Origin of the sequence: Sorangium sp. So ce385, assembly GCF_051474135.1 — a bacterium.
GTDB lineage: Bacteria > Myxococcota_A > Polyangia > Polyangiales > Polyangiaceae > Sorangium > Sorangium cellulosum_D.
On the sequence record NZ_CP150337.1, the window covers coordinates 10,950,649 to 10,969,860 of the forward strand.

Below are 19,212 nucleotides of genomic sequence, written 5' to 3' on the forward strand. Positions count from 1 at the left end.
CCCCCCTCCGCGGACACCCTCGCTGGATCTCGCCAGCGTGCCTGTCGAGCGCGCGCGGGCCGGGCGCGGCGGCGCCGCGGGCCGCCTGCGCCGCCGCCGCGGGATCTCAGCTGGCGAGGCGCTCGAGCCGCGCGTCGACCTCTCGCTCGGCGTTCAGCCAGTCCTCAACGGGGTTGTTCCGGAAGCCGGCCCTCTCGGCATATCCATAGGCCACCTTGGCGATCAGCCGGTGCCGCTCCTCGCGCGACGGGCGCGGGGGCGGCGGCGCCGCCTTCGGCGCCTCGACGCGCGCGCGCTCGGGCGCGAGCTGCACGGCCGGAGAGGGCATCTCGACGGCGGCGGGGGCGGAGACCGCGCTCGCCGGCTGCGTCGCGGCCGCCGGGGCAGCGAGCGGGCTCGGGACCTTCGTGGTCTTCGTGCGGGCCGGGGTCTTGCGCTTCGAGCTCATCTCGTCGTCTCTCCTTTCGGGTACACGGGTCGACTAACCCAGGTCCGCGCGCACGCACAAATTTTGAGCACGTAGTTTTTTGTCGCCGGTCGCCCCCCTTGGGATCTCCCTTCCCACACGACCTTGATTCGCGGTAGAGTGGTTGTCGCTGTCCGGGTGACACCATCCGGCATCTTCTATCAGTCGCCGTCCTTCGTTGATCATTGTGGCCGGTCGCCCGCCAGGGCCCGTCGGTGGCCGGCCGTCCGCCATCGTCCGTCGTCGTTCCCGGTGGTTCATCCCTGGCCACCGCCTGCGCTGAGGACAGCGCGGTAACGTAGACAACGGCAGACGCGCCGCCCGCCGTCTGCCCGCGAATTGCCACGAGTCGCTCACGAATCGAGGAGATGCGATGTCGAAGCAAGCGCAGCCCCTTCCCGGCGCACGGAACAGCTCTGCTCCTCCGGTGGCGGGATGACGCGCGTCCTGTGGATCGAGGATGAGAGCGAGGTGCGCGTCGTCGGCGCCTCGGAGCGCTGGGCGCGCGCGATGGAGCGGCTGCGCGAGCTCTCGGAGCACGAGCGCGCGCCGCTGCTCATCGCGGGCGAGCCGGGCACGGGCAAGGAGCTCTGCGCGCGGCTGCTCCACGCGGCGAGCCCGCGCGCGGGCGGGCCGTTCGTGGCGGTGAGCGCGGCGCGCCTCCCGGCCGAGCGCCTGCGGGAGGAGCTCTTCGGCGTGGCGGCGGACGGGCGGCAGGCGGCGCGCCCCGGGCTGCTCGAGCTCGCCGAGGGGGGCACGCTGTTCCTCGACGAGCTCTCCGCGCTCCCGCTCGAGCTCCAGCCGCCGCTCGTCGGCGTGCTCGACGGCGAGCCGTTCCGCCGGATCGGCGGCGGGGAGGCGCTGGTCGCGGACGTGCGCGTCATCGCCGCCACGGCCCGCGATCTGGGCGCTCGCGTGCTCGAGGGCTCGTTCCACGAGGGTCTCCACCAGCGCGTCGGCGCGCTCGGGCTCTCGCTCCCGCCGCTGCGCGAGCGCGACGGCGACGTGCGCCGGCTGGCCGAGCACTTCCTGGACCGCCAGAGCGCCGCGGCGGGGCTCCCGCGGGGCGGGATCACCCCGCGCGCCCTCACCCAGCTCGAGGCGTACCCCTGGCCGGGGAACGTCCGCGAGCTCCGGAGCGTGGTCGAGCGCGCGTCCCTCCTCGCCCGCGGCGCGCCGCTCGATCTCGAGCACCTGCCGCCCGAGATCGCCGCGGCGCCGCGGCCAGCCGCCGCGACGCCGCGGTCGGGCCCGCCGGGCGCGCTGCGGCCGTCGCCGCCGGCGCGGGGGAGCGCGTCGCTCGGCGAGGCCGTGCGCCGGCACATCCTCGCGGTCTACGCCGCGCAGGGCGGCAACGTGACCCGCACGGCGAGCGCGCTCGGGATCACGCGGGTCTCGCTCCGCCGTCACCTGCGCCAGTACCTCGCCGCGGACGCGCGCGTCGCCGCGGACGCGCGCGACAAGGAGCCGCTCAGCAGCCGTTAGCGCCGCGTCACGCGTTCTGCCGCTCTCCTGAAAAATTGGCGCTGGTCCAATAACCCGTCATGCATCGAAGGGGTCGTCTCCTTCGTCCCGGACGCCACGCTCATTGACGCTGTCCGCGCGTTCGCGGACCATGCGGGGCTTCGTCGACTTACCCGACGCCAGGGAGGACGCATGAGCCATCGCCTGAATCTGCTCTCTCCGGAGCTGCGCGCGAACCCGTATCCTTTTTATGCGGAGCTGCGCCGCTCCGCGCCGGTGTGCCAGGTCGATCCGGGGGGTCTGTGGGCGCTCAGCCGCTACGACGACGTCGCCTTCGCCCTCAAGAACACCGAGCTGTTCTCGGCGCAGGGCGGCCGGGTGGCGGTGCTCCCGGCCTGGCTCGATCGCAATCCGATGGCCGACTCGCTGCTGCTCATGGATCCGCCCGCGCACACGAAGACCCGGGCCCTCGTGAGCCGCGCCTTCAGCACGCGCGTGATCCCGCGGATCGAGCCCGTGCTGCGCGCGGTGACCCGGGAGTTCGTCGAGCGGCTGACCCCCGGGCGCGAGCTCGACTTCCACGCCGAGCTCGCGATGCCCATCCCGGCGGCGGCCATCGCCGATCTCCTCGGCCTCGACCCCGCGCTGCGCGCCCATTTCCAGCGCTGGACCGCGGACTTCGTCGCCACCGCCGCGGCCACGCCGGAGATGAGGCCGGGCATCCGCGCCACCATCGTCGACCTCGAGCGGTACCTCCTGGAGGTCATCGCGGCGCGGCGCGCCGCCCCGCGGGACGATCTCGTGAGCGACCTCCTCGCGGCCCGGGTCGACGGCGTCGCGCTCACCGAGCCCGAGCTCGTGAGCTTCCTCTTCTTGCTGCTGGCCGCCGGGTTCGAGTCGACGACGCACCTGCTCAACGCGGCGCTCGTGCTCCTCATGGATCACCCCGACGTGTACGCGCGGATCCGCGCGGACCGGGCGCTGATCCCGGCCTTCCTCGAGGAGGCGCTGCGGTTCGAGCCGCCGGCCCAGATCGCTTTGCGGCAGGCGAAGGCCGATGTGGAGATCCGGGGCGTCACGGTGCCGGCGGGCGCGTTCGTGGCGGCGCTCATCGGCTCGGCCAACCGCGACGAGCGGGTCTTCCCGGACCCGGATCGGTTCGATATCGACCGCGAGCGGCAGGTGGGGCTGTCGTTCGGCCACGGCGCCCACTTCTGCATCGGCGCGGCGCTCGCGCGCGCCGAGGCGAAGGCCGGGCTCGAGGTGCTGGCGTCCCTCCCGGGGCGGTTCGAGCGGACGGGCAGGGCGCCGGAGTGGAACCTCTCCCTGCTGCTGCGAGGGCTGAAGGAGTGCTGGGTCCGGTACGTGCTTTGAACCGCTCCCGGCGGTGCCCCGATGGGGTGGCAGCGCACCAGCGAACGGCAGAGTTCGACGAAGGCTCGCGCCGAGCGGCCCGCGAAAATAACCATGCGACCAAACCCGGTGTGCGGGGTGTAAACCACATTGTCTCCGGGCGGCTCCGCCATCGCATGGACGGGCTCGGCGCTCGAGAGATCCCGCTCGATCCGGAGCGCCCTGGGCTCGTCGCCCCCGCGGTGGTGCATCGGGTCGCCCCCGACGGTCCGGTGCGCATTTCGCGGAGCTTCGCCGCAAAGCCCGACAAAACCGGATAACCTATTTCAGGATCGAACCCACGCGCGCAACGTGACTGTACCTTGCACGGCGCCGCGGGACGGGGCTGCAGATGGCGCTGCAGGGACCAGCGTCGGGACAAAGAAAAGACTCTTGACTTTGTCCCCCCGTATGGATGAATATCTTAATCTCCCTTGGCGGTCCGGACCGTTTCCGGCCGGGCGGCGCAGTCGGTTGCAGGATCGCCAAGGTCGACTCCGAGTGATGCTACTTGCCGGGGTCGCTTGCTTCTCGCAGCTGTTCGTCCGAGTCGTTCTTGCTTTCACCGCGTGATGCCCGGCCCTATCACACGGGGTACTCGGATGTGAGCAGCTGTCCGACAGACATCGTGATTGCCAGGCATGTGGTCGGCGCAGGCCCGCGGGAGCATCCGTGATCACCGGATCACGAGCGCGCGGGTCGGGGAATGTGAACGCTAACCAATGGATCGGAGGGCTCGCGGGCGTCTGGATGGTTCACAAATCCATCTCGATCAGAAGACCGCGGCTCAACGGTTCGATCATGGAGAGATCTTAAATGCGCATCGCTACCTTACTTGGCTACTTGTCCGCTACGGTCGCCTGCGGCCTGCTGGCGTGCAGCGTTGAGCAGATCGCGGACGACGAGGACGCCGCGCTCCTGGAATCCGCGGTGGACAGCTCGGACCGCTCGGTGTCGGCGACGCTCGCCATCCAGTCGGACTGGGGGAACGGCTACTGCGCGAACGTGAAGGTGACGAACAACACCCGCACCAACCCGGGGATCACCGGCTGGAGCGTGGTGATCGGGCTCAACGGCTCGACCAGGAGCAACCTGTGGAACGCGAACCCCACGGAATCGGGCGGGCAGCTCACCGCCACGAACGTGGGCCATAACGGAGCGTTGGCCCAGGGCAAGTCGACGGAGTTCGGCTTCTGCGCGAACGGCACCGGGCGGCCTTCGATCGTCTCGGTCACCGGCAACGGCGGCACGATCAGCGGCGGCACGACGACGTCCTCCTCGTCGAGCAGCAGCTCGAGCTCGGTTTCGAGCTCCTCGGCGACCACCGGCGTGGGCGGCGGCGGCGGCGCGGGCGGCTCCGGCGGCGCGGGCGGCTCCGGCGGCAGCGGCGGCGCGGGCGGCTCCGGCGGCGCGGGCGGCGGCGGCAGCACGTGCACGGCTGCCAACAGCCAGTACTGCGCCAATCAAACCGGCACCCATTGCGGCTACACCTTCGAATACTGGAAGGACAACGGGACCGGATGCCTGACCAACACGGCGGACGGCTTCAACGTGACCTGGAGCAACATCAACAACCTGCTCGGCCGTAAGGGCATCAGGCCCGGCACGAAGAACACGATCGTCGACTACACCGCCGACTACCGGCCGAACGGCAACTCGTACATGGGCGTCTATGGGTGGACGAAGGGCCCGCTCATCGAGTACTACATCGTCGACAGCTGGGGCAACTGGCGTCCGCCGGGCGGCGAGGGGTTCATGGGTACCGTCACCAGCGATGGGGGCACCTATGACATCTACCGGACCCAGCGCGTCAATCAGCCGTCCATCGAGGGCAACACGACCTTCTATCAGTACTGGAGCGTCCGCAAGGACAAGCGCTCGAGCGGGACCATCACCGTCGCCAACCACTTCAACGCATGGGCGAGCAAGGGGATGAACCTGGGGAGCCTGTACGAGGTCTCGATGCTCGTCGAAGGGTATCAGAGCAGCGGCTCCGCCAACGTGAAGTTCTCCATGCGATGAGCGCCGGGCCTTGAGCTCGGGCTTCCTCTCCCTCGCCGGTCCGGGCGCTCGCGATCACGAGCGCCTCCCGGACCCAATCATCCACATCGGCTGAGCTCCCCAACACCGGAGCGCGATCGCGGCGCCCGTCCCGTCGACCGGAGGTCTTCGGGGCGGGCGCGCCGTGGTCGGGCTACGGGGCGAGAGCTGCCAGATCCTCGAAGGAGAGATCGAGCCACAGAGGCACAGAGGGCACAGAGGAGAGAGAAGGACATGATCTCTTTCTCCTCTTCTCTGTGCCCTCTGTGCCTCTGTGGTCTTCTTCATTTCTCAGCCTTCATAAGTTGACAAGGGAAGCCTCTGGTGAATGCGAGAGGGCACCGCGGGCGCGTTTGACGCTGGCGGAGGCGGCGCTCCGCCCAACGTGGCGCCGGAGGACGTAGACGATCTTGGGGAGGAACGGCAGCGGGCTGAGGCCGCTCTCCGGGAAGACGGGGTACCGGCAGCCGGTGCACCTCGGGCGACGCGGCGGCTGAACGCGGTCGAGCCAGCGCAGGTGGCCTCCTCCTGCCCACGCGTGGGCGGGCGCCACGGAGGCACCAGCGCCGGAGGCCGTTCATGGATACCCGGCCTTCGACGGCTGTCGGCAAGCTGTGACAGGAGAGACGTGCGGGAAGCTCGGCGGGCAGGGTCCGCGCCGCGCGCGGCGACGCTCAAGGCGCAGCGCTCATTCCATGGAGAACTTCACATTGGCCTCGCCGCTGCTCTGATACCCTTCCACGGTCATCGAGACCTCGTACAGGTTCCCCATGTTCATGCCCGCGCGCTGCCATGCGTTGAAGTGGTTGGCAACGGTGATGGTCCCGCTCGAGCGCTTCTCCTTGCGGACGCTCCAGAACTGATAGAAGGTCGCGGTGCCCTCGATGGAAGGCTGGTTGACCCGCTGGGTCCGGTAGATGTCATAGGTGCCGCCATCGCTCTCGACGGTGCCCATGTGCCCCTCGCCGCCCGGCGGACGCCAGGTGCCCCAGCTATCGACGATGTAGTACTCGACGAGCGGGCCCTTCGTCCATCCGTAGACGCAGAGATACGAGTTCCCGTTCGGGCGATAGTCGGCCTCGTAGGTGACGATCTGGTCCTTCGACCCGGGCCTGATGCCTTTACGACCGAGCAGATTGTTGATGTTGCTCCAGTTTACTTTGAAGCCTTCACTCGTGTTGGTCAGGCATCCGCTCCCTGAGTCCTTCCAGTACTCATAGGTGTATCCGCAATGCATGTTCGTGCCGTTGTTGCAGACCTCCTTGTCGGGCTCCGTGCACGCCACGGGCATGCCGCCGGTCGAGCTCGAGCTCGTGGTCGCGCCCGCGCCCCCGGTCCCGTCCGAGCCCCCGGTCCCGCTCGCCGCCGTCGTCGTCGTCGCGCCGCTGCTGGTCGTGACGCCGGTGGTCACGCTGCTCGACGCGTCCGAGCCCCCGACCCCGCTGGTCGTCGTCGTCGTCGTCGTCGCCGTCGTCGTCGTCACGCCGCCGCTGGTGACGCCGCCCGTGGTCACGCTCCCCGGCCCAGCCGAGCTGCCGCCCGACCCGGGATCCCCAGAGCCATCGTCCGACCCCGAGCACCCCGCGGCAACGAAACCTAAAACCAAAGCGAAAGTTTGTAGTGAAGCTAGACGCACAGATCCTCCTTGGCTTGATGACGCTAATTCCCGGCAGCCGACCTTTTGATCACGGCTTGCACCAGCGCTCGGCGCCGCAACGACCCAGAGCGGCGTTCCAGCCGCCCGTCCCAGGGCCAGCCCTAAGGCTCGACCCGGCCAAGCATCGAACAAGGCAGCAAAACCGTTTAAGGTAGGTTTACTAACAGTGATCGAGACGAGCCGCCCGTGGCCAACCGCTCGGCATAAGTGGGTAGAAAAAGCAAAACGCTTCGAGCGTGTCAAGGCGAATGGCCCTGCTCTCTTCAGCCGACAGGAGGCTCGCTTTCGCGATCTGACTCCCTCGGGAGCGCTGGTGCGAGCGCTCGCTCCCGGTGGTTTTCCTCCCCGGCGAGGCCCCCGCCCGGGCGCGTCCGAGCTCTGCCGCCGTCAGGTTCTCGCGCCGCGTCGCCGCGGAGTGAGGTCGAGCTTCGCCATCGCACCGGTCCCTCGTCCAGCCCACCGCGGGCCGCCCTCGCTCCCGGAGGTCTTCCCCAGCAGAGCGCGCCCGTGCTGCGGCTGGAGATCGGACCGGCTGGGAGGATCCCGCGGAAACCCTCGTTCACAGGGAGAACGGCTCGCTGCTCTCCGGACGAACACGAGGCGCGCGCGTTCGTCGGCGAGCTCGGCGCGCCGCGCAGGGCGCCGCGCTCGCGGCGGCGGCGCGCGGGCCGGCGGCGCACGGGGATCCCGCGGCGCTGACCGCGGTCTCGATGGATGGATAGGATGGATCGCGCCCACGGACGTACCCGTCCCTGGCGCCGCCCGTCGGCCGGCGGTCCGTCGTCGCGCTACGGGACGTTCAGCCCGCGCACCACCGCCGGCCGCGCGACGAAGGCGTCGAGCACGCGCTTCACCTCCGTGAAGCCGTCGAATCCCACCACCTCCCCCGCGCCGTAGAAGCCCACGAGGTTGCGCACCCACGGGAAGATCGCGACGTCGGCAATGGTGTAGTCATCGCCCAGCATCCACGCGCGCCCGCGCAGGTGGCCGTCGAGGACGCCCAGCAGCCGCTTCGACTCCGCCACGTAGCGATCGCGCGGCCGCTTGTCCTCGTAGTCCTTGCCGGCGAACTTGTGGAAGAAGCCGAGCTGGCCGAACATGGGGCCGACGCCGCCCATCTGGAACATCACCCACTGGATCGTCTCGTAGCGGCGCGCCGCGTCCTCTGGCAGCAGCTTCCCGCTCTTCTCCGCCAGATACAGCAGGATCGCGCCGGACTCGAACAGCGCGAGCGGCTTGCCGCCCGGGCCCTGCGGGTCGAGGATCGCCGGGATCTTGTTGTTCGGGTTGAGCGAGAGGAACTCTGGCGAGAGCTGATCGTTGGTATCGAAGGAGACGAGGTGGGCCTCGTAGGGCAGGCCCATCTCCTCCAGCGCGATCGACACCTTCACGCCGTTGGGCGTGGCCAGCGAGTAGAGCTGGATGCGGTCGGGATGCTGCGCAGGCCACTTGCGTGTGATGGGGTAGGAAGACAAATCGGTCATACGGGATCTCTTGTCGTTGGAGCCGCCGGAGTGAGGCACTCCGGCCGGCTCGAGGCCGGGACGCGAGGCACTCCCGCGCCCGGGGGAGAGAACATCCAAACGTCTCGGGGCCGTCAAGCCCCAGCAGCGGGGCGCGCGCCGGTTGGCGACGCGACAGCATGGGCGGAGCGTCGCCTTTCTCCGCTCCTTTTTGGGCGATGCTCCGCGACGCCTGCGCTGACACGCCTCCCGTGATCGGATACTCCTCGAGGCCATGTCGCGCCGCCGCAATGCCTTCGTGATGTCCGCTGTCTACGCCGCCATGCTCCTCGCCGTCCCGCTCGCGTGCGGGGACGATCAGGAGCTCGACGCCGGTCCGGGAGAGGGCACCGGCGGCGGCGAGGCCGGCAGCGGCGGGACCGGTGGCGGCGGCGGGCTCGGCGGGCTCGGCGGCAGCGGCGGGCTCGGCGGCAGCGGCGGGCTCGGCGGCGGCGGCGGGGCCGGCGGCAGCGGCGGGGCCGGCGGCAGCGGCGGGGCCGGCGGCAGCGGCGGCGCCACCTGGCAGGGCGATGTGCTCTGTCCGACGTCGTTCGCGTTCGACGCGCCCCCGGGCGCCACGGACGTCCGCGTCCCCGGCGAGTGGAACGGCTTCGATCTCGGCACCGCCCCGGAGCTCGGCGAGGGCGGCGCGCAGGGGCAGCTCGTGGCCACGGTCGATCTGCCGCCCGGGCTGCACGCCTACAAGATCACGTATCGATACGGCGGCGAGCTCGCGTGGGTGCTCGATCCGGCCGAGGGGCGCCGCAAGTACGTGGACGGGATCGAGAACTCCGCCGTCAAGGTCCCTGACTGCCGCCTTCCGGCGCTCTCGGTCGCACAGAGCCAGGTGACCCGCGCCGCCGCCGGAGAGGGCGCCTTCGAGGCGCGGCTCGCGTACCGGGACGGCATCGAGGGCGCGGGCCCGGACGCGGCCGCGTTCGAGGCGATGCTGCAGGATCAGGACGGCGACGCGCGCCCGCTCACCGAGCAGGAGATCTCGGTGGACGAGCGCGGCGACGTGCGGATCGACGTGCGGGGCCTCGACGACGGCAAGCACCGGATCACCCTGCGCGGCGCGACCCGGAGCGGCCGTGTCGGCGAGCCGCTCCGGCTGGTGTTCTGGGTCGAGGCCGAGCCGTTCTCCTGGGAAGACGCGCTCATCTACATGGTCGTCACCGATCGTTACCGCGACGGCGATCCGGCCCTGAACGCGCCCGCCACGCCGGGCGCCGATCCGCGGGGCGACTGGGCCGGCGGAGATCTGGAGGGGCTGCGGCGCTCGATCGAGGACGGCACGCTCGACGCGCTGGGCGTGCGGGCCATCTGGCTCACGCCGTTCCAGGAGAACCCGGCCGGCGCGTACCCGGCGAGCGATGGAGTCCATCAGGTGACCGGGTATCACGGGTACTGGCCCATCAAGGCGCGCGAGGTGGATCCGCGGCTCGGCGGGGCCGAGGCGCTGCGCGCGGTGGTGGCCGAGGCGCACCGCCACGGGATCCGCGTGCTCCAGGACTTCGTGGTGAACCACGTCCACGAAGCTCACGAGTACGTCGCGTCGCACCCGGACTGGTTCCGGACCGGGTGCGTCTGCGGCACGGACGGCTGCGACTGGACGTCTCACGCCCTCGACTGCATGTTCGCGGGGTATCTGCCCGACGTGAACCACACCGTGCCGGAGGCCAACGCCGCGTTCGTCGCGGATGCGGTCTACTGGCTCGACGAGTTCGATCTCGACGGGCTCCGGGTGGACGCCGTGAAGCACGTCGAGGAGATCGCGACGCGCAACCTCGCCGCGGAGGTCCGGGAGGCGTTCGAGCCGGCCGGCACCCGTTACTTCCTGATGGGCGAGACGGCGATGGGCTGGAACGACTGCGCCCCGCCGTGCAACGACGAGAACTACGGGACGATCGCGAAGTACATCGGCCCTCAGGGGCTCGACGGCCAGTTCGACTTCGTCCTTTATCACGGGGTCTCGTACCGCACGTTCGCCTGGGGCGACAGAGGCATGCTGCACGCCGCGTACTGGGTCGAGGACGGGCAGAAGCGGTGGCCGGAAGGCGCGATCATGACGCCGTACATCGGCAGCCACGACACGGCCCGGTTCGCGACGCTGGCCGACTACCGGGGCCAGGACGTCGCGCACGGGCGGGATGTCCCGACCCGCCAGTGGTCGGACACCGCGGAGGCCCCGGACTCGTCCGACGTGTATGCCCGCGTGCGGCTCGCGATGGCGTGGCTGCTGGGCCTCCCCGGCGCGCCCCTGCTCTATTACGGCGACGAGTACGGCGAGTGGGGCGGCGTGGACCCGAACAACCGCAGCCTGTGGCGTGCGGAGGACGAGCTCACGCCGGACGAGCGGGAGACGCTCGATTTCGTGCGCCAGCTCGGCGCCGCGCGGCAGGGCGTCCCCGCGCTCCGCCGGGGCGCCTACGTGAACCTCACCGCCACGGAGGACACGCTGGTCTTCGGCCGCCGGCTCGCCGGGGGGAGGTCCGCGGTCGTGGCGCTGACGCGCGCGGCGACGGCGCAGCGCATCTCGGTCGAGGTGGCGGACGCGCTCGGCCTGCCGGCCGGCGCGGCGCTCAGGGACGCGCTCGGCGGCGGCGCCGAGACCGTCTCCGCGACCGGCGTGCTCTCGATGACCATCCCGCCGGGCGGCGCGGTGATCCTGGCGCCGTGATCCCCGGCGCTTCCGCCTCCGTCGGCGAGCCAGGGCGCCCGGCGCCGCTCAGGACGCGACGCGCACCAGCAGCTTGCCGAAGTTCTCGCCCTTGAGCAGCCCGATGAACGCCTCGGGCGCCTTCTCCAGACCGTCGACGATATCCTCGCGGTACTTGATGCGACCTTCGCGGATCCAGCGGCTCGTCTCCTGGAGGAACTCGGGGCGTTGCTCGGCGAAGTCGCCGACGATGAAGCCGCGCAGCGAGAGGCGCTTCGCGAGCACCTGCTTCATCAGGCCGGGAAGGCGATCCGGCCCGGGGGGCAGCGCGGTGTCGTTGTAATGCGCGATGAGGCCGCACACCGGCACGCGGGCGAAGGGGTTCAGGAGCGGCAGCGCCGCCTCGAACACCTCCCCGCCGACGTTCTCGAAATACACGTCGATCCCGCCCGGGCAGGCCTCCTTCAGGCGCGCTGCCAGGTCGGGGCCGCGGTGGTCGACGCAGGCGTCGAAGCCGAGCTCGCGCACCACGTAGTCGCACTTGCGCTGCCCGCCGGCGACGCCGACCGCGCGGCAGCCCTTGATCTTCGCGATCTGCCCCACGACCGAGCCCACCGCCCCGGAGGCCGCCGCGACCACCACCGTCTCGCCCGGCTTCGGCTGGCCCAGGTTGAGCAGCCCGGTGTAGGCCGTCATCCCCGGCATGCCCAGCACCCCGAGCGCCGTCGAGATCGGGCCGAGCGCTGGATCCACCTTGCGCAGGCCGCTCCCGTCGGTGATCGCGTACGCCTGCCAGCCGGTCCGCCCCTCGACGAGGTCACCCGGCGACAGGCCGTCGACGCTCGAGCGCAGCACCTCGCTCACCGCGCCCCCGACCATCACGTCGCCGACCTCGACCGGCGGCGCGTACGACGGGCCGGCGCTCATGCGGCCGCGCATGTACGGATCCAGCGACAGGTAGAGCGTGCGCAGCAGCGCGCGGCCCTCGCCGGGCTCGGCGAGCTCTTCTTCGATCAGCTGGAAATCGGACGGCCTGGGCTCGCCGACCGGCCGGGCGGCGAGGACGATCTTGCGGTTGCGCTGGGAGGTCATGGTCCGTCGATCCTGCTCGAAACGGGCGCGATTGCCAGCGCGCATCGGCGAGACGCAGGGATCCGGCGAGCGGCGCTCGCGGCCGGCGGGCTGGCCCCCGGCGGCGGGCGGCGGGCCGGCGGACGGCGGGCGGCAAACGATCACGGGAACACGCCGCGCCGGCGCTGTCCGATTGAGCCCCGCGGCCGTCGCGAGTATGCCGAAGCTGCACGATGGAGTCACTCAACGCGATCCAGCTGCCCGAGGAGCTCCGCGAGCCGCCCCCGCGCCCCTGGGCGGCGCTGCGGCACGCCCGGCACCAGCTGGCTGTCCTGGGCTATACGCTGCTCTTCTGGGTGGGGTTCGTCGGGGTCGGCTGGTTCTACCGGCACATCGAGTTCGTCGCGATGCTGCTCGTCTTCTCCTTCGCGGTCATGCCGTTCTTGCTCCTGTATCATGTGCTGAACAGCTACACCGCCTGCCGCCTGGCGCTGCGCGGCGCGCCGTCGGCCGCGCAGATCTTCGAGGGTGTCGTCGTGACGAGGTACGGGACGGTGAACGTCTGGCACGTCGTCGTCGCCGGCCAGCACGTGCGGATTCGCGCGGACGCGCCGCTCCTCAAGAGCATGGTGGTGCTCGTGACGCCGGAGACGAGCGGGGGAAAGCGCCGGATCGGCGTTTATCATCCCAAGATCGGCATCTGCACATCGCTCGTGTGAGCCGCGCGGGCCGCGCGGTTCGGGGGTGAGCGGCGCGCGCCTCGCGGCTCGGGTATTAGCGCGCTCGCGGCGCTGTTGTTGCTGGCGGGCCGCCGTGAGACATTGCTGGCATGCGAGCTGGGTGGGCTTTTCGCGTGCTGGCCGTGGTCGTCCTGGTGCTGGCCGCGGCGGGGTGGATGACCGCGCTCGGGTGCGCGGCGGGGCACGACCGCGCCGCCGCAGCGGCAGCGCAGGTGCAGCACCGGTTCCCGGCGCAGGCCGCCGAGGTGCTGGGCAGCAGCGCGCTCGACGCGCCGTCGGCGAGGGACGGCGGCTTCACGCTGGGCGCGGCGGGTCCGGCCGGGCGCGGGCCACGCCTCCAGGCCGAGCTGCCGCGCGACGGCGGCGGCTGGATGCGGCTCTCGGGCCCGGGCGGCTTCGAGGTGCGGGTGCGGGAGACCGGCGCCTCCGGCCCGGGGGCGATCGTGGACGGCGCGGTGATCTACGGCCGCGCCGGCGGCGCGTCGTTCTGGCGGGCGGCCGACGGCGGCATCGAGGAATGGCTCACCGTGGAGCCCGGCGCCGCGCCGGCAGGCGCGCCCGTGGCCGTCTGGGAGGTCGACGGCGCGGCGCTGCGGCAGCGCGGCGAGGCCGTCGAGGTGGTGGACGCGGCGGGGACCCCGCGGCTGCGCGTCACCGCGCCGCGCGCGTTCGCGGAAGGCGGACGGCCGGTCGCGGTGCGCCTCGAGGCGCGCGGGGCGGAGATCGCGCTGCTGGCCGAGGCGTCGGGGGAGCTCCTGCTCGTGGATCCGCTGTGGCGCCCCGTCGGGATGATGGTCGAGCGGCGGAACGGGGGGCATACGGCCACGCGGCTCGGCGGTGACGACGGGCGGGTGCTTGTCGCGGGCGGCTGGGGGGGCGAGGCCTATGTCGCGAGCGCGGAGCTGTATGACCGGGCGAACGACAGCTGGGCGCCGGCGCAGCCGATGAGCGGCCCGCGCCACGATCACGCCGCCCTGCTGCTGGACGGCGGGCGAGTCCTGGTCGTGGGCGGCGCCGACGGCCCGAGCGCGCTGGCGAGCGCGGAGCTGTACGACCCGGCGGAGGACCGCTGGGTACCGGCGCGGTCGATGAGCGACGCGCGCCAGGGCCCCACGGCGACACAGCTCGACAGCGGGTTGATCCTCGTCGTGGGCGGCTGGAGAGGCGGTACCCACCTCGCGAGCGCGGAGCTGTACGACCCACGGGAGGACACCTGGACCGCGGCGGCGCCCATGAGCACCGGACGCTACGGGCACACGGCGACGCTGCTCGGCGACGGGCGGGTCCTGGTCACGGGCGGCTTCGACGGCTTGGACGCGCTGGAGAGCGCGGAGCTGTACGACCCGGCGGCGAACAGCTGGACGCCGGTGCAGCCGATGAGCTCAGGGCGCTACCGGCACACGGCGACGCTGCTCGATGACGGGCGGGTCCTGGTCACCGGCAGCGCCGAAATCTACTCGGGAGAGGAAGGAGAGGAGGAGAGAGAGGGCGGGCTCGCGAGCGCGGAGATCTACGATCCGGTGAGCGGCAGCTGGGCGGAGACGGCGCCGATGAACTTCGGGCGCTCTCAGCACACGGCGACGTCGCTGGCGGACGGGCGGGTCCTCGTCGCGGGCGGATACTCGGTCGTGGGCGACGCCAGGTGGTCCGGGTACCTGGCGAACGCGGAGATCTACGATCCGACGGCGGGGTCGTGGTCGGATGCGCCGGCGATGGCCGTGGGCCGCAGCGGTCATACCGCGACCCTGCTCCCGGACGGCGGAGTGCTCGTGACGGGCGGCAATCAGGGCGGCGATGAGAACGCCGAGGTCTACGATCCGTCGGGCGCGAGCCCGTGGTCGGAAGCAGCTCCGATGATGCGCTCGCACTACCGGCATACGGCAACGCTGCTGGCCGATGGGCGGGTCCTGGCCGCCGGCGGCTACGGGCTCGGCCACATCCCCATCCCGAGCGCGGAGATCTTCGACCCCATCGCGCGCACCTGGACGGAGGAAGCACCGATGCTCGTCCCGCGCTACGAGCACACGGCGACGCTCCTCGACGACGGGCGGGTCCTGGTCGCGGGCGGCGAAGGGCCCGACTACGTCCCAATCGCGAGCACGGAGGTCTTCGACCCCATCGCGCGCACCTGGACGGCGGCAACGCCGATGATCACCGCGCGCGACGAGCACACGGCGACGCTCCTCGACGACGGGCGGGTCCTGGTCGCCGGCGGCTACGGGGCCGACTATATCCCCGTCGCGAGCGCGGAGATCTTCGACCCCGCGACGCACACCTGGACGGCGGCAGCACCGATGATCACCGCGCGCAACCAGCACACGGCGACGCTCCTCGACGACGGGCGGGTCCTGGTCGCCGGCGGCTACGGAGCAGACTACATGCACCTCGCGAGCGCGGAGATCTTCGACCCCATGACGCTCACCTGGACGGCGGCAGAACCGATGATCGCCGCGCGCTCCCAGCACACGGCGACGCTGCTCGACGACGGGCAAGTCCTGGTCGCCGGCGGCTACGGGGCCGAGTACGGCGGCCTGGCGAGCGCGGAGGTGTACGACCCGGCGACCCATCGCTGGACGGCGCGGGCTCCCATGAGCACCAGGCGATACCAGCACACGGCAACGCGGCTCCTGGACGGGCGGGTCCTGGTCGCGGGCAAGGCCGTATCCGAGAGCCACGGCGGCGCGAGCGCCGAGGTCTACGACCGGGCCACGGACAGCTGGTCTCCGGCAGGGACGATGTACTCCGAGCGATTTGGCCACGCAGCGACCCTGCTGCGCCATGGCAAGATTCTGGTCACCGGCGGTGGGGGCACCGGCGGCGTCCTCGCCAGCGCCGAGATCTACTCCCCCGCCCTCCCCGGCGCTCCCTGCGACACCGACGCGGACTGCGCCGGCGACTCCTGCGTCGACGGCGTCTGCTGCGACGCCCCTTGCGCGGGCGCCTGCATGGCCTGCTCCGCCGCGAAGAAGGGCGCCGGCCCCGACGGCGTGTGCGCGCCCATCCAGGCCGGCGCGGATCCGGACGACGACTGCGCCGCGGAGCCGGCCGCCGCCTGCGGCGCCGACGGCTCCTGCGACGGCCGCGGCTCCTGCCAGCTGTGGGCGCAGGGCACCCCCTGCGGCGCGGCCTCGTGCAACGGCGCCTCCGAGATGGTCGAGGCCCCCCTCTGCGACGGGCTCGGGGTCTGCGCCGAGGGCGACACCCGGTCCTGCGGCGATTACCGCTGCGTCGCGGGCGCCTGTCTCGCGGGCTGCACCTTCGACACCCAGTGCGGCGAGGCCGCCTACTGCGCGGAGGCCGGCGGCGACTGCCTGCCGAAGAAGCCGGTCGGCGCCGCGTGCGCGCTCGCGAAGGAGTGCCTCAGCGGGCTGTGCCTGGCCGGCGTCTGCACGCGCGACAGCGACGATGACGGGGTCGCCGACCACGAGGACAACTGCCCTGAGGTCCCGAACACCTCCCAGGCCAACACCGATGGTGGCCTGTCCGCGGGAGACCCTCTCGGCGACGCCTGCGACGACGACGACGACGCCGACGGCCACCCCGACGCGGCGGACAACTGCCCCCTTGTCGCGAACCCCAACCAGGCCGACGCCAACGGCGACGGGATCGGCGACGCCTGCGATTGCGCGAGCCCGCGCAAGGCCGACGGCAGCCCCTGCGACGACGGCAACGCCTGCACGCAGACCGATACCTGCCAGAACGGCGCCTGCGTCGGCAGCAATCCCTTCGTCTGCCCGCAGCCCGACCCCGCTGTCTGCCGGGTCGCCGTCTGCGAGCGGGCCACCGGCAACTGCGGACAGCGCTACAAGCTCGATCGCGCGCCCTGTCCGGGCGGCGAGTGCATCGCCGGGGGCTGCTTGCTCGCGGAGGGCTCCGGCGGCGGCGGCGCGGGGGGCGGCGGCGGCGACGGCGGCGATGGCGGCGCCGCTGCGTCGACCGGCAGCAGCGGCTCCGGCGACGGCGGCGCCGGCGGCGACGGCGGCGACGGCGGCTCCAGCAGCGACGGCGGCGCGCCGCCCAAGCCCGCCCCGGAGGGGAGCGGCCCACCGCACCTGCACGGAAACGGCTGCGCCGCGGCGCCCGACGCCGGCCCTGGCCCGCTCGGCTCGGCCGCGCCCTGGCTGATCGCTGCGGCCCTGGCCGCCACGCGGTGGCGGCGCCCGGGCCGCAGCCCGGCGACACGGCGCGCGCGCGCCACCGGCGGCGCTTAAGGCCGAGAAGCCGTCGCGGGCAGCGACCCGCGACGGCGCACATCGCGAGCCGCCTGAGCGTCGGTTGCCCCCGCGGAGGCATCCACCAGCGACATCAGGCGCTCATGCGCGAGCCGTGAGCGACATCAGGCGCTCATGCGCGAGCCGTGAGCGACATCAGGCGCTCACGCGCGAGCCATGAGCGACATCAGGCGCTCACGCGCGAGCCGCGAGCGCCACCCCCGTCGACAACGACGCTTCCATGATCGGGAATCGACGCCTCACGCGCGATGCGGCCCCTGCGAACGGACCCGCGATTCAGGATTCGCGCTGATCTGCCCCTCAGGGCAATTGGCATGAGGTCTGCGCCAGGCGCTGCCGGGCGCCCCGTGCCGGGCGCCCGCCTTCAGCCCCCTGCGGGGCGCCCGCCCTCAGATCGCCGACTTCACGAGCCGTAGCCGCTTCTCGGCCTGTCCCCGCTCGCTCAGCCGGAGCTCCGACGCCGCGGGCGCGCGGCGACGCACCGGCTGGTGCAGCCGCGCGCTCGTCAGGATCGCCTCGCACAGGTCGCCGAACTCGTAGCCTGCGGCCGCCGCGATCTTCGGCAGGAGGCTCGTCTGGGTCATGCCCGGCAGGGTGTTCACCTCGAGCACGTACTCGTTCTCTCCGCCGGTCACGAGCAGGTCCACGCGTACCGCGCCGGTGCAGCCGAGCGCCTGCGCCGCCCGCTCCGCCAGGTTCAGGACCCCGCGGTACCGGGTCGGCGGGAGGCGCGCCGGCATGTGATACTCGGTCATCCCCGGCGTGTACTTGGCCTCGTAGTCGTAAAGCCCCTTCTTCGGGACGATCTCGATCGCGCCAAGGACCTTCCCGTCCAGGATCCCCACGTTGACCTCGGTCCCCGCCACGAACCGCTCCACGATGGCGGCGTCGTCGAACTCGAACGCCAGGGCGAGCGCCGACCGGAGCTCCTCGAGCGACCCGGCCTTGGTCACCCCGAGGCTCGACCCCTCGCCGCGCGGCTTGACGATGACCGGGAACCCGAACGAGCCGTGGATCGCCTCGAGCTCATCGAGCTCCTGGTGCGCACCCACAGTGTAGTACGGAGGCGTCGGCACGTTGTGCAGCCGGAACATCTCCTTGGCCTTGAGCTTGTCCATCGCGAGGGCGCTCGCGAGCACGCTCGACCCGGTGTACGGGATCTGGGCGAGCTCCAGGACGCCTTGCACGCACCCGTCCTCCCCGAGCCGCCCGTGCAGGGCCAGGAACGCCGCGTCGAGCCGCGCGCGCTGCAGGGTGGCGCAGAGCTCCGTGCCGAACCGGTCCCCGAGCGTGATCCGGACGACATCGTACCCGCGCGCCTCGAGCGCCTCGGCGACGGCCGCGCCCGAACGCAGGGACACCTCGCGCTCGCCCGACGAGCCGCCCATCACGACGCCGACCCGCCTCCGGACTTGCCGCTCCACCATCGAAGAACCTCCGTCGCCTTCTCGTGAGGACACCAACGCCACGCCAGCGCCTCCCGTTCCAGTCAAACTGCCGGAGAGGTGCGGCGCAAAAACCAAGCCAGCTGCTTTCAAGGCCCCGAAAATCGGCGGCCTTGCAGCGGAGGGCGGTATTCCTGAGCTGTGGTTGAGGAAAACTGCGCCCGCCCGCCGTGTTCACCTGCCCACGGCGCGCTGACGCCCAACCCGGTATCAAGGCCGGCGGCGGAGGTCAACTAAACGGAGCGATCGCGCCGTCGGGGGGCGGACGCGGCCGGGCCCTGTCGCGGGGCCCTCTCGCGGCTTGCTCGGGAGTCGCGGGGCGTCAAGGGCTGCTCCGCGCGGCCCTCCGCACCCGGGCGGCGCGGCCGCGTCGCGCGCTTCGCGCCCGACGACTCGCCACGAGCGGCACACCGGATCTTGGCAAGGTGGGCAGCACCTTCGCCGGCTCACGGCGCGGGCACCGGAGGCACGGAGACACGCCCCTCCCCGCTTACGTGTCTCCGTGCTGAATCGTTGGCGCGGCCGCGCACCGTCGGCGCGCGCG

The 19,212-nt window shown here is 71.9% G+C and carries 12 protein-coding genes; 7 read left to right on the top strand and 5 right to left on the bottom strand.

Features of this window, described 5'->3' with window-relative positions; translation table 11 throughout:
* Window positions 1–106: 106 nt before the first annotated feature.
* Window positions 107–448 carry a DUF2934 domain-containing protein gene (locus WME83_RS40085; RefSeq protein WP_437314984.1) on the bottom strand — a complete coding sequence of 114 codons (342 nt, stop codon included), beginning with the start codon at window positions 446–448 and terminating at the stop codon, window positions 107–109.
* 453 nt (window positions 449–901) lie between these two features.
* Between WME83_RS40085 and WME83_RS40090 the strand changes: the two genes are divergently transcribed.
* The 4 genes from WME83_RS40090 (at window position 902) to WME83_RS40105 (ending at window position 5,344) form a co-directional block, all read left to right on the top strand.
* Complete coding sequence (locus WME83_RS40090) at window positions 902–1,951, top strand: sigma 54-interacting transcriptional regulator (RefSeq protein ID WP_437314985.1); 1,050 nt, start codon at window positions 902–904, stop codon at window positions 1,949–1,951.
* A gap of 171 nt (window positions 1,952–2,122) precedes the next feature.
* The gene (locus tag WME83_RS40095; RefSeq protein ID WP_437314986.1) at window positions 2,123–3,304 is read left to right on the top strand and encodes a cytochrome P450; all 1,182 of its coding nucleotides are present in this window, start codon (window positions 2,123–2,125) and stop codon (window positions 3,302–3,304) included.
* Between the two features lie 26 nt (window positions 3,305–3,330).
* On the top strand, window positions 3,331–3,603 hold the full coding sequence (locus WME83_RS40100; RefSeq protein ID WP_437314987.1) for a DUF1971 domain-containing protein: 273 nt from the start codon (window positions 3,331–3,333) through the stop codon (window positions 3,601–3,603).
* 562 nt (window positions 3,604–4,165) lie between these two features.
* Window positions 4,166–5,344 (top strand): glycoside hydrolase family 11 protein, encoded by a 1,179-nt coding sequence (locus WME83_RS40105; protein ID WP_437314988.1) that lies wholly within the window; start codon window positions 4,166–4,168, stop codon window positions 5,342–5,344.
* A 706-nt stretch (window positions 5,345–6,050) separates the two neighbouring features.
* Here WME83_RS40105 and WME83_RS40110 read toward each other — a convergent pair.
* Both WME83_RS40110 and WME83_RS40115 read right to left on the bottom strand, forming a co-directional pair.
* Window positions 6,051–6,875, bottom strand: coding sequence for a glycoside hydrolase family 11 protein (locus WME83_RS40110; RefSeq protein WP_437314989.1), 825 nt, complete (start codon window positions 6,873–6,875; stop codon window positions 6,051–6,053).
* A 932-nt stretch (window positions 6,876–7,807) separates the two neighbouring features.
* Entirely contained in the window at window positions 7,808–8,503 is a 696-nt protein-coding gene (locus WME83_RS40115; protein ID WP_437314990.1) for a glutathione S-transferase N-terminal domain-containing protein, read from the bottom strand.
* Between the two features lie 280 nt (window positions 8,504–8,783).
* Here WME83_RS40115 and WME83_RS40120 point away from each other — a divergent pair, with 280 nt between their 5' ends.
* Window positions 8,784–11,201: an alpha-amylase family glycosyl hydrolase gene (locus tag WME83_RS40120; RefSeq protein ID WP_437314991.1), complete on the top strand. Its 2,418-nt coding sequence runs from the start codon at window positions 8,784–8,786 to the stop codon at window positions 11,199–11,201.
* A gap of 48 nt (window positions 11,202–11,249) precedes the next feature.
* Here the strand turns inward: WME83_RS40120 and WME83_RS40125 are convergent, their stop codons facing one another.
* Window positions 11,250–12,272 carry an NADP-dependent oxidoreductase gene (locus WME83_RS40125; protein ID WP_437314992.1) on the bottom strand — a complete coding sequence of 341 codons (1,023 nt, stop codon included), beginning with the start codon at window positions 12,270–12,272 and terminating at the stop codon, window positions 11,250–11,252.
* 212 nt (window positions 12,273–12,484) lie between these two features.
* On the opposite strand from WME83_RS40125, the gene WME83_RS40130 reads away from it, so the two are divergent.
* Both WME83_RS40130 and WME83_RS40135 read left to right on the top strand, forming a co-directional pair.
* A complete protein-coding gene (locus WME83_RS40130) occupies window positions 12,485–12,970 on the top strand; it encodes a hypothetical protein (RefSeq protein WP_437314993.1) in 486 nt (161 codons plus the stop codon).
* A 134-nt stretch (window positions 12,971–13,104) separates the two neighbouring features.
* Entirely contained in the window at window positions 13,105–17,202 is a 4,098-nt protein-coding gene (locus WME83_RS40135) for a kelch repeat-containing protein (RefSeq protein WP_437314994.1), read from the top strand.
* Between the two features lie 410 nt (window positions 17,203–17,612).
* Here WME83_RS40135 and WME83_RS40140 read toward each other — a convergent pair whose 3' ends face one another.
* On the bottom strand, window positions 17,613–18,650 hold the full coding sequence (locus tag WME83_RS40140; protein ID WP_437314995.1) for a D-alanine--D-alanine ligase: 1,038 nt from the start codon (window positions 18,648–18,650) through the stop codon (window positions 17,613–17,615).
* Between the last annotated feature and the right edge of the window lie 562 nt (window positions 18,651–19,212).

Bases quoted from the DNA above. Each gene is read 5' to 3' on its own strand.
- WME83_RS40085 (WP_437314984.1), bottom strand. From the start codon at position 448: ATGAGCTCGAAGCGCAAGACCCCGGCCCGCACGAAGACCACGAAGGTC.
- WME83_RS40090 (WP_437314985.1), top strand. From the start codon at position 902: ATGACGCGCGTCCTGTGGATCGAGGATGAGAGCGAGGTGCGCGTCGTC.
- WME83_RS40095 (WP_437314986.1), top strand. From the start codon at position 2,123: ATGAGCCATCGCCTGAATCTGCTCTCTCCGGAGCTGCGCGCGAACCCG.
- WME83_RS40115 (WP_437314990.1), bottom strand. From the start codon at position 8,503: ATGACCGATTTGTCTTCCTACCCCATCACACGCAAGTGGCCTGCGCAG.
- WME83_RS40120 (WP_437314991.1), top strand. From the start codon at position 8,784: ATGTCCGCTGTCTACGCCGCCATGCTCCTCGCCGTCCCGCTCGCGTGC.
- WME83_RS40125 (WP_437314992.1), bottom strand. From the start codon at position 12,272: ATGACCTCCCAGCGCAACCGCAAGATCGTCCTCGCCGCCCGGCCGGTC.
- WME83_RS40130 (WP_437314993.1), top strand. From the start codon at position 12,485: ATGGAGTCACTCAACGCGATCCAGCTGCCCGAGGAGCTCCGCGAGCCG.
- WME83_RS40140 (WP_437314995.1), bottom strand. From the start codon at position 18,650: ATGGTGGAGCGGCAAGTCCGGAGGCGGGTCGGCGTCGTGATGGGCGGC.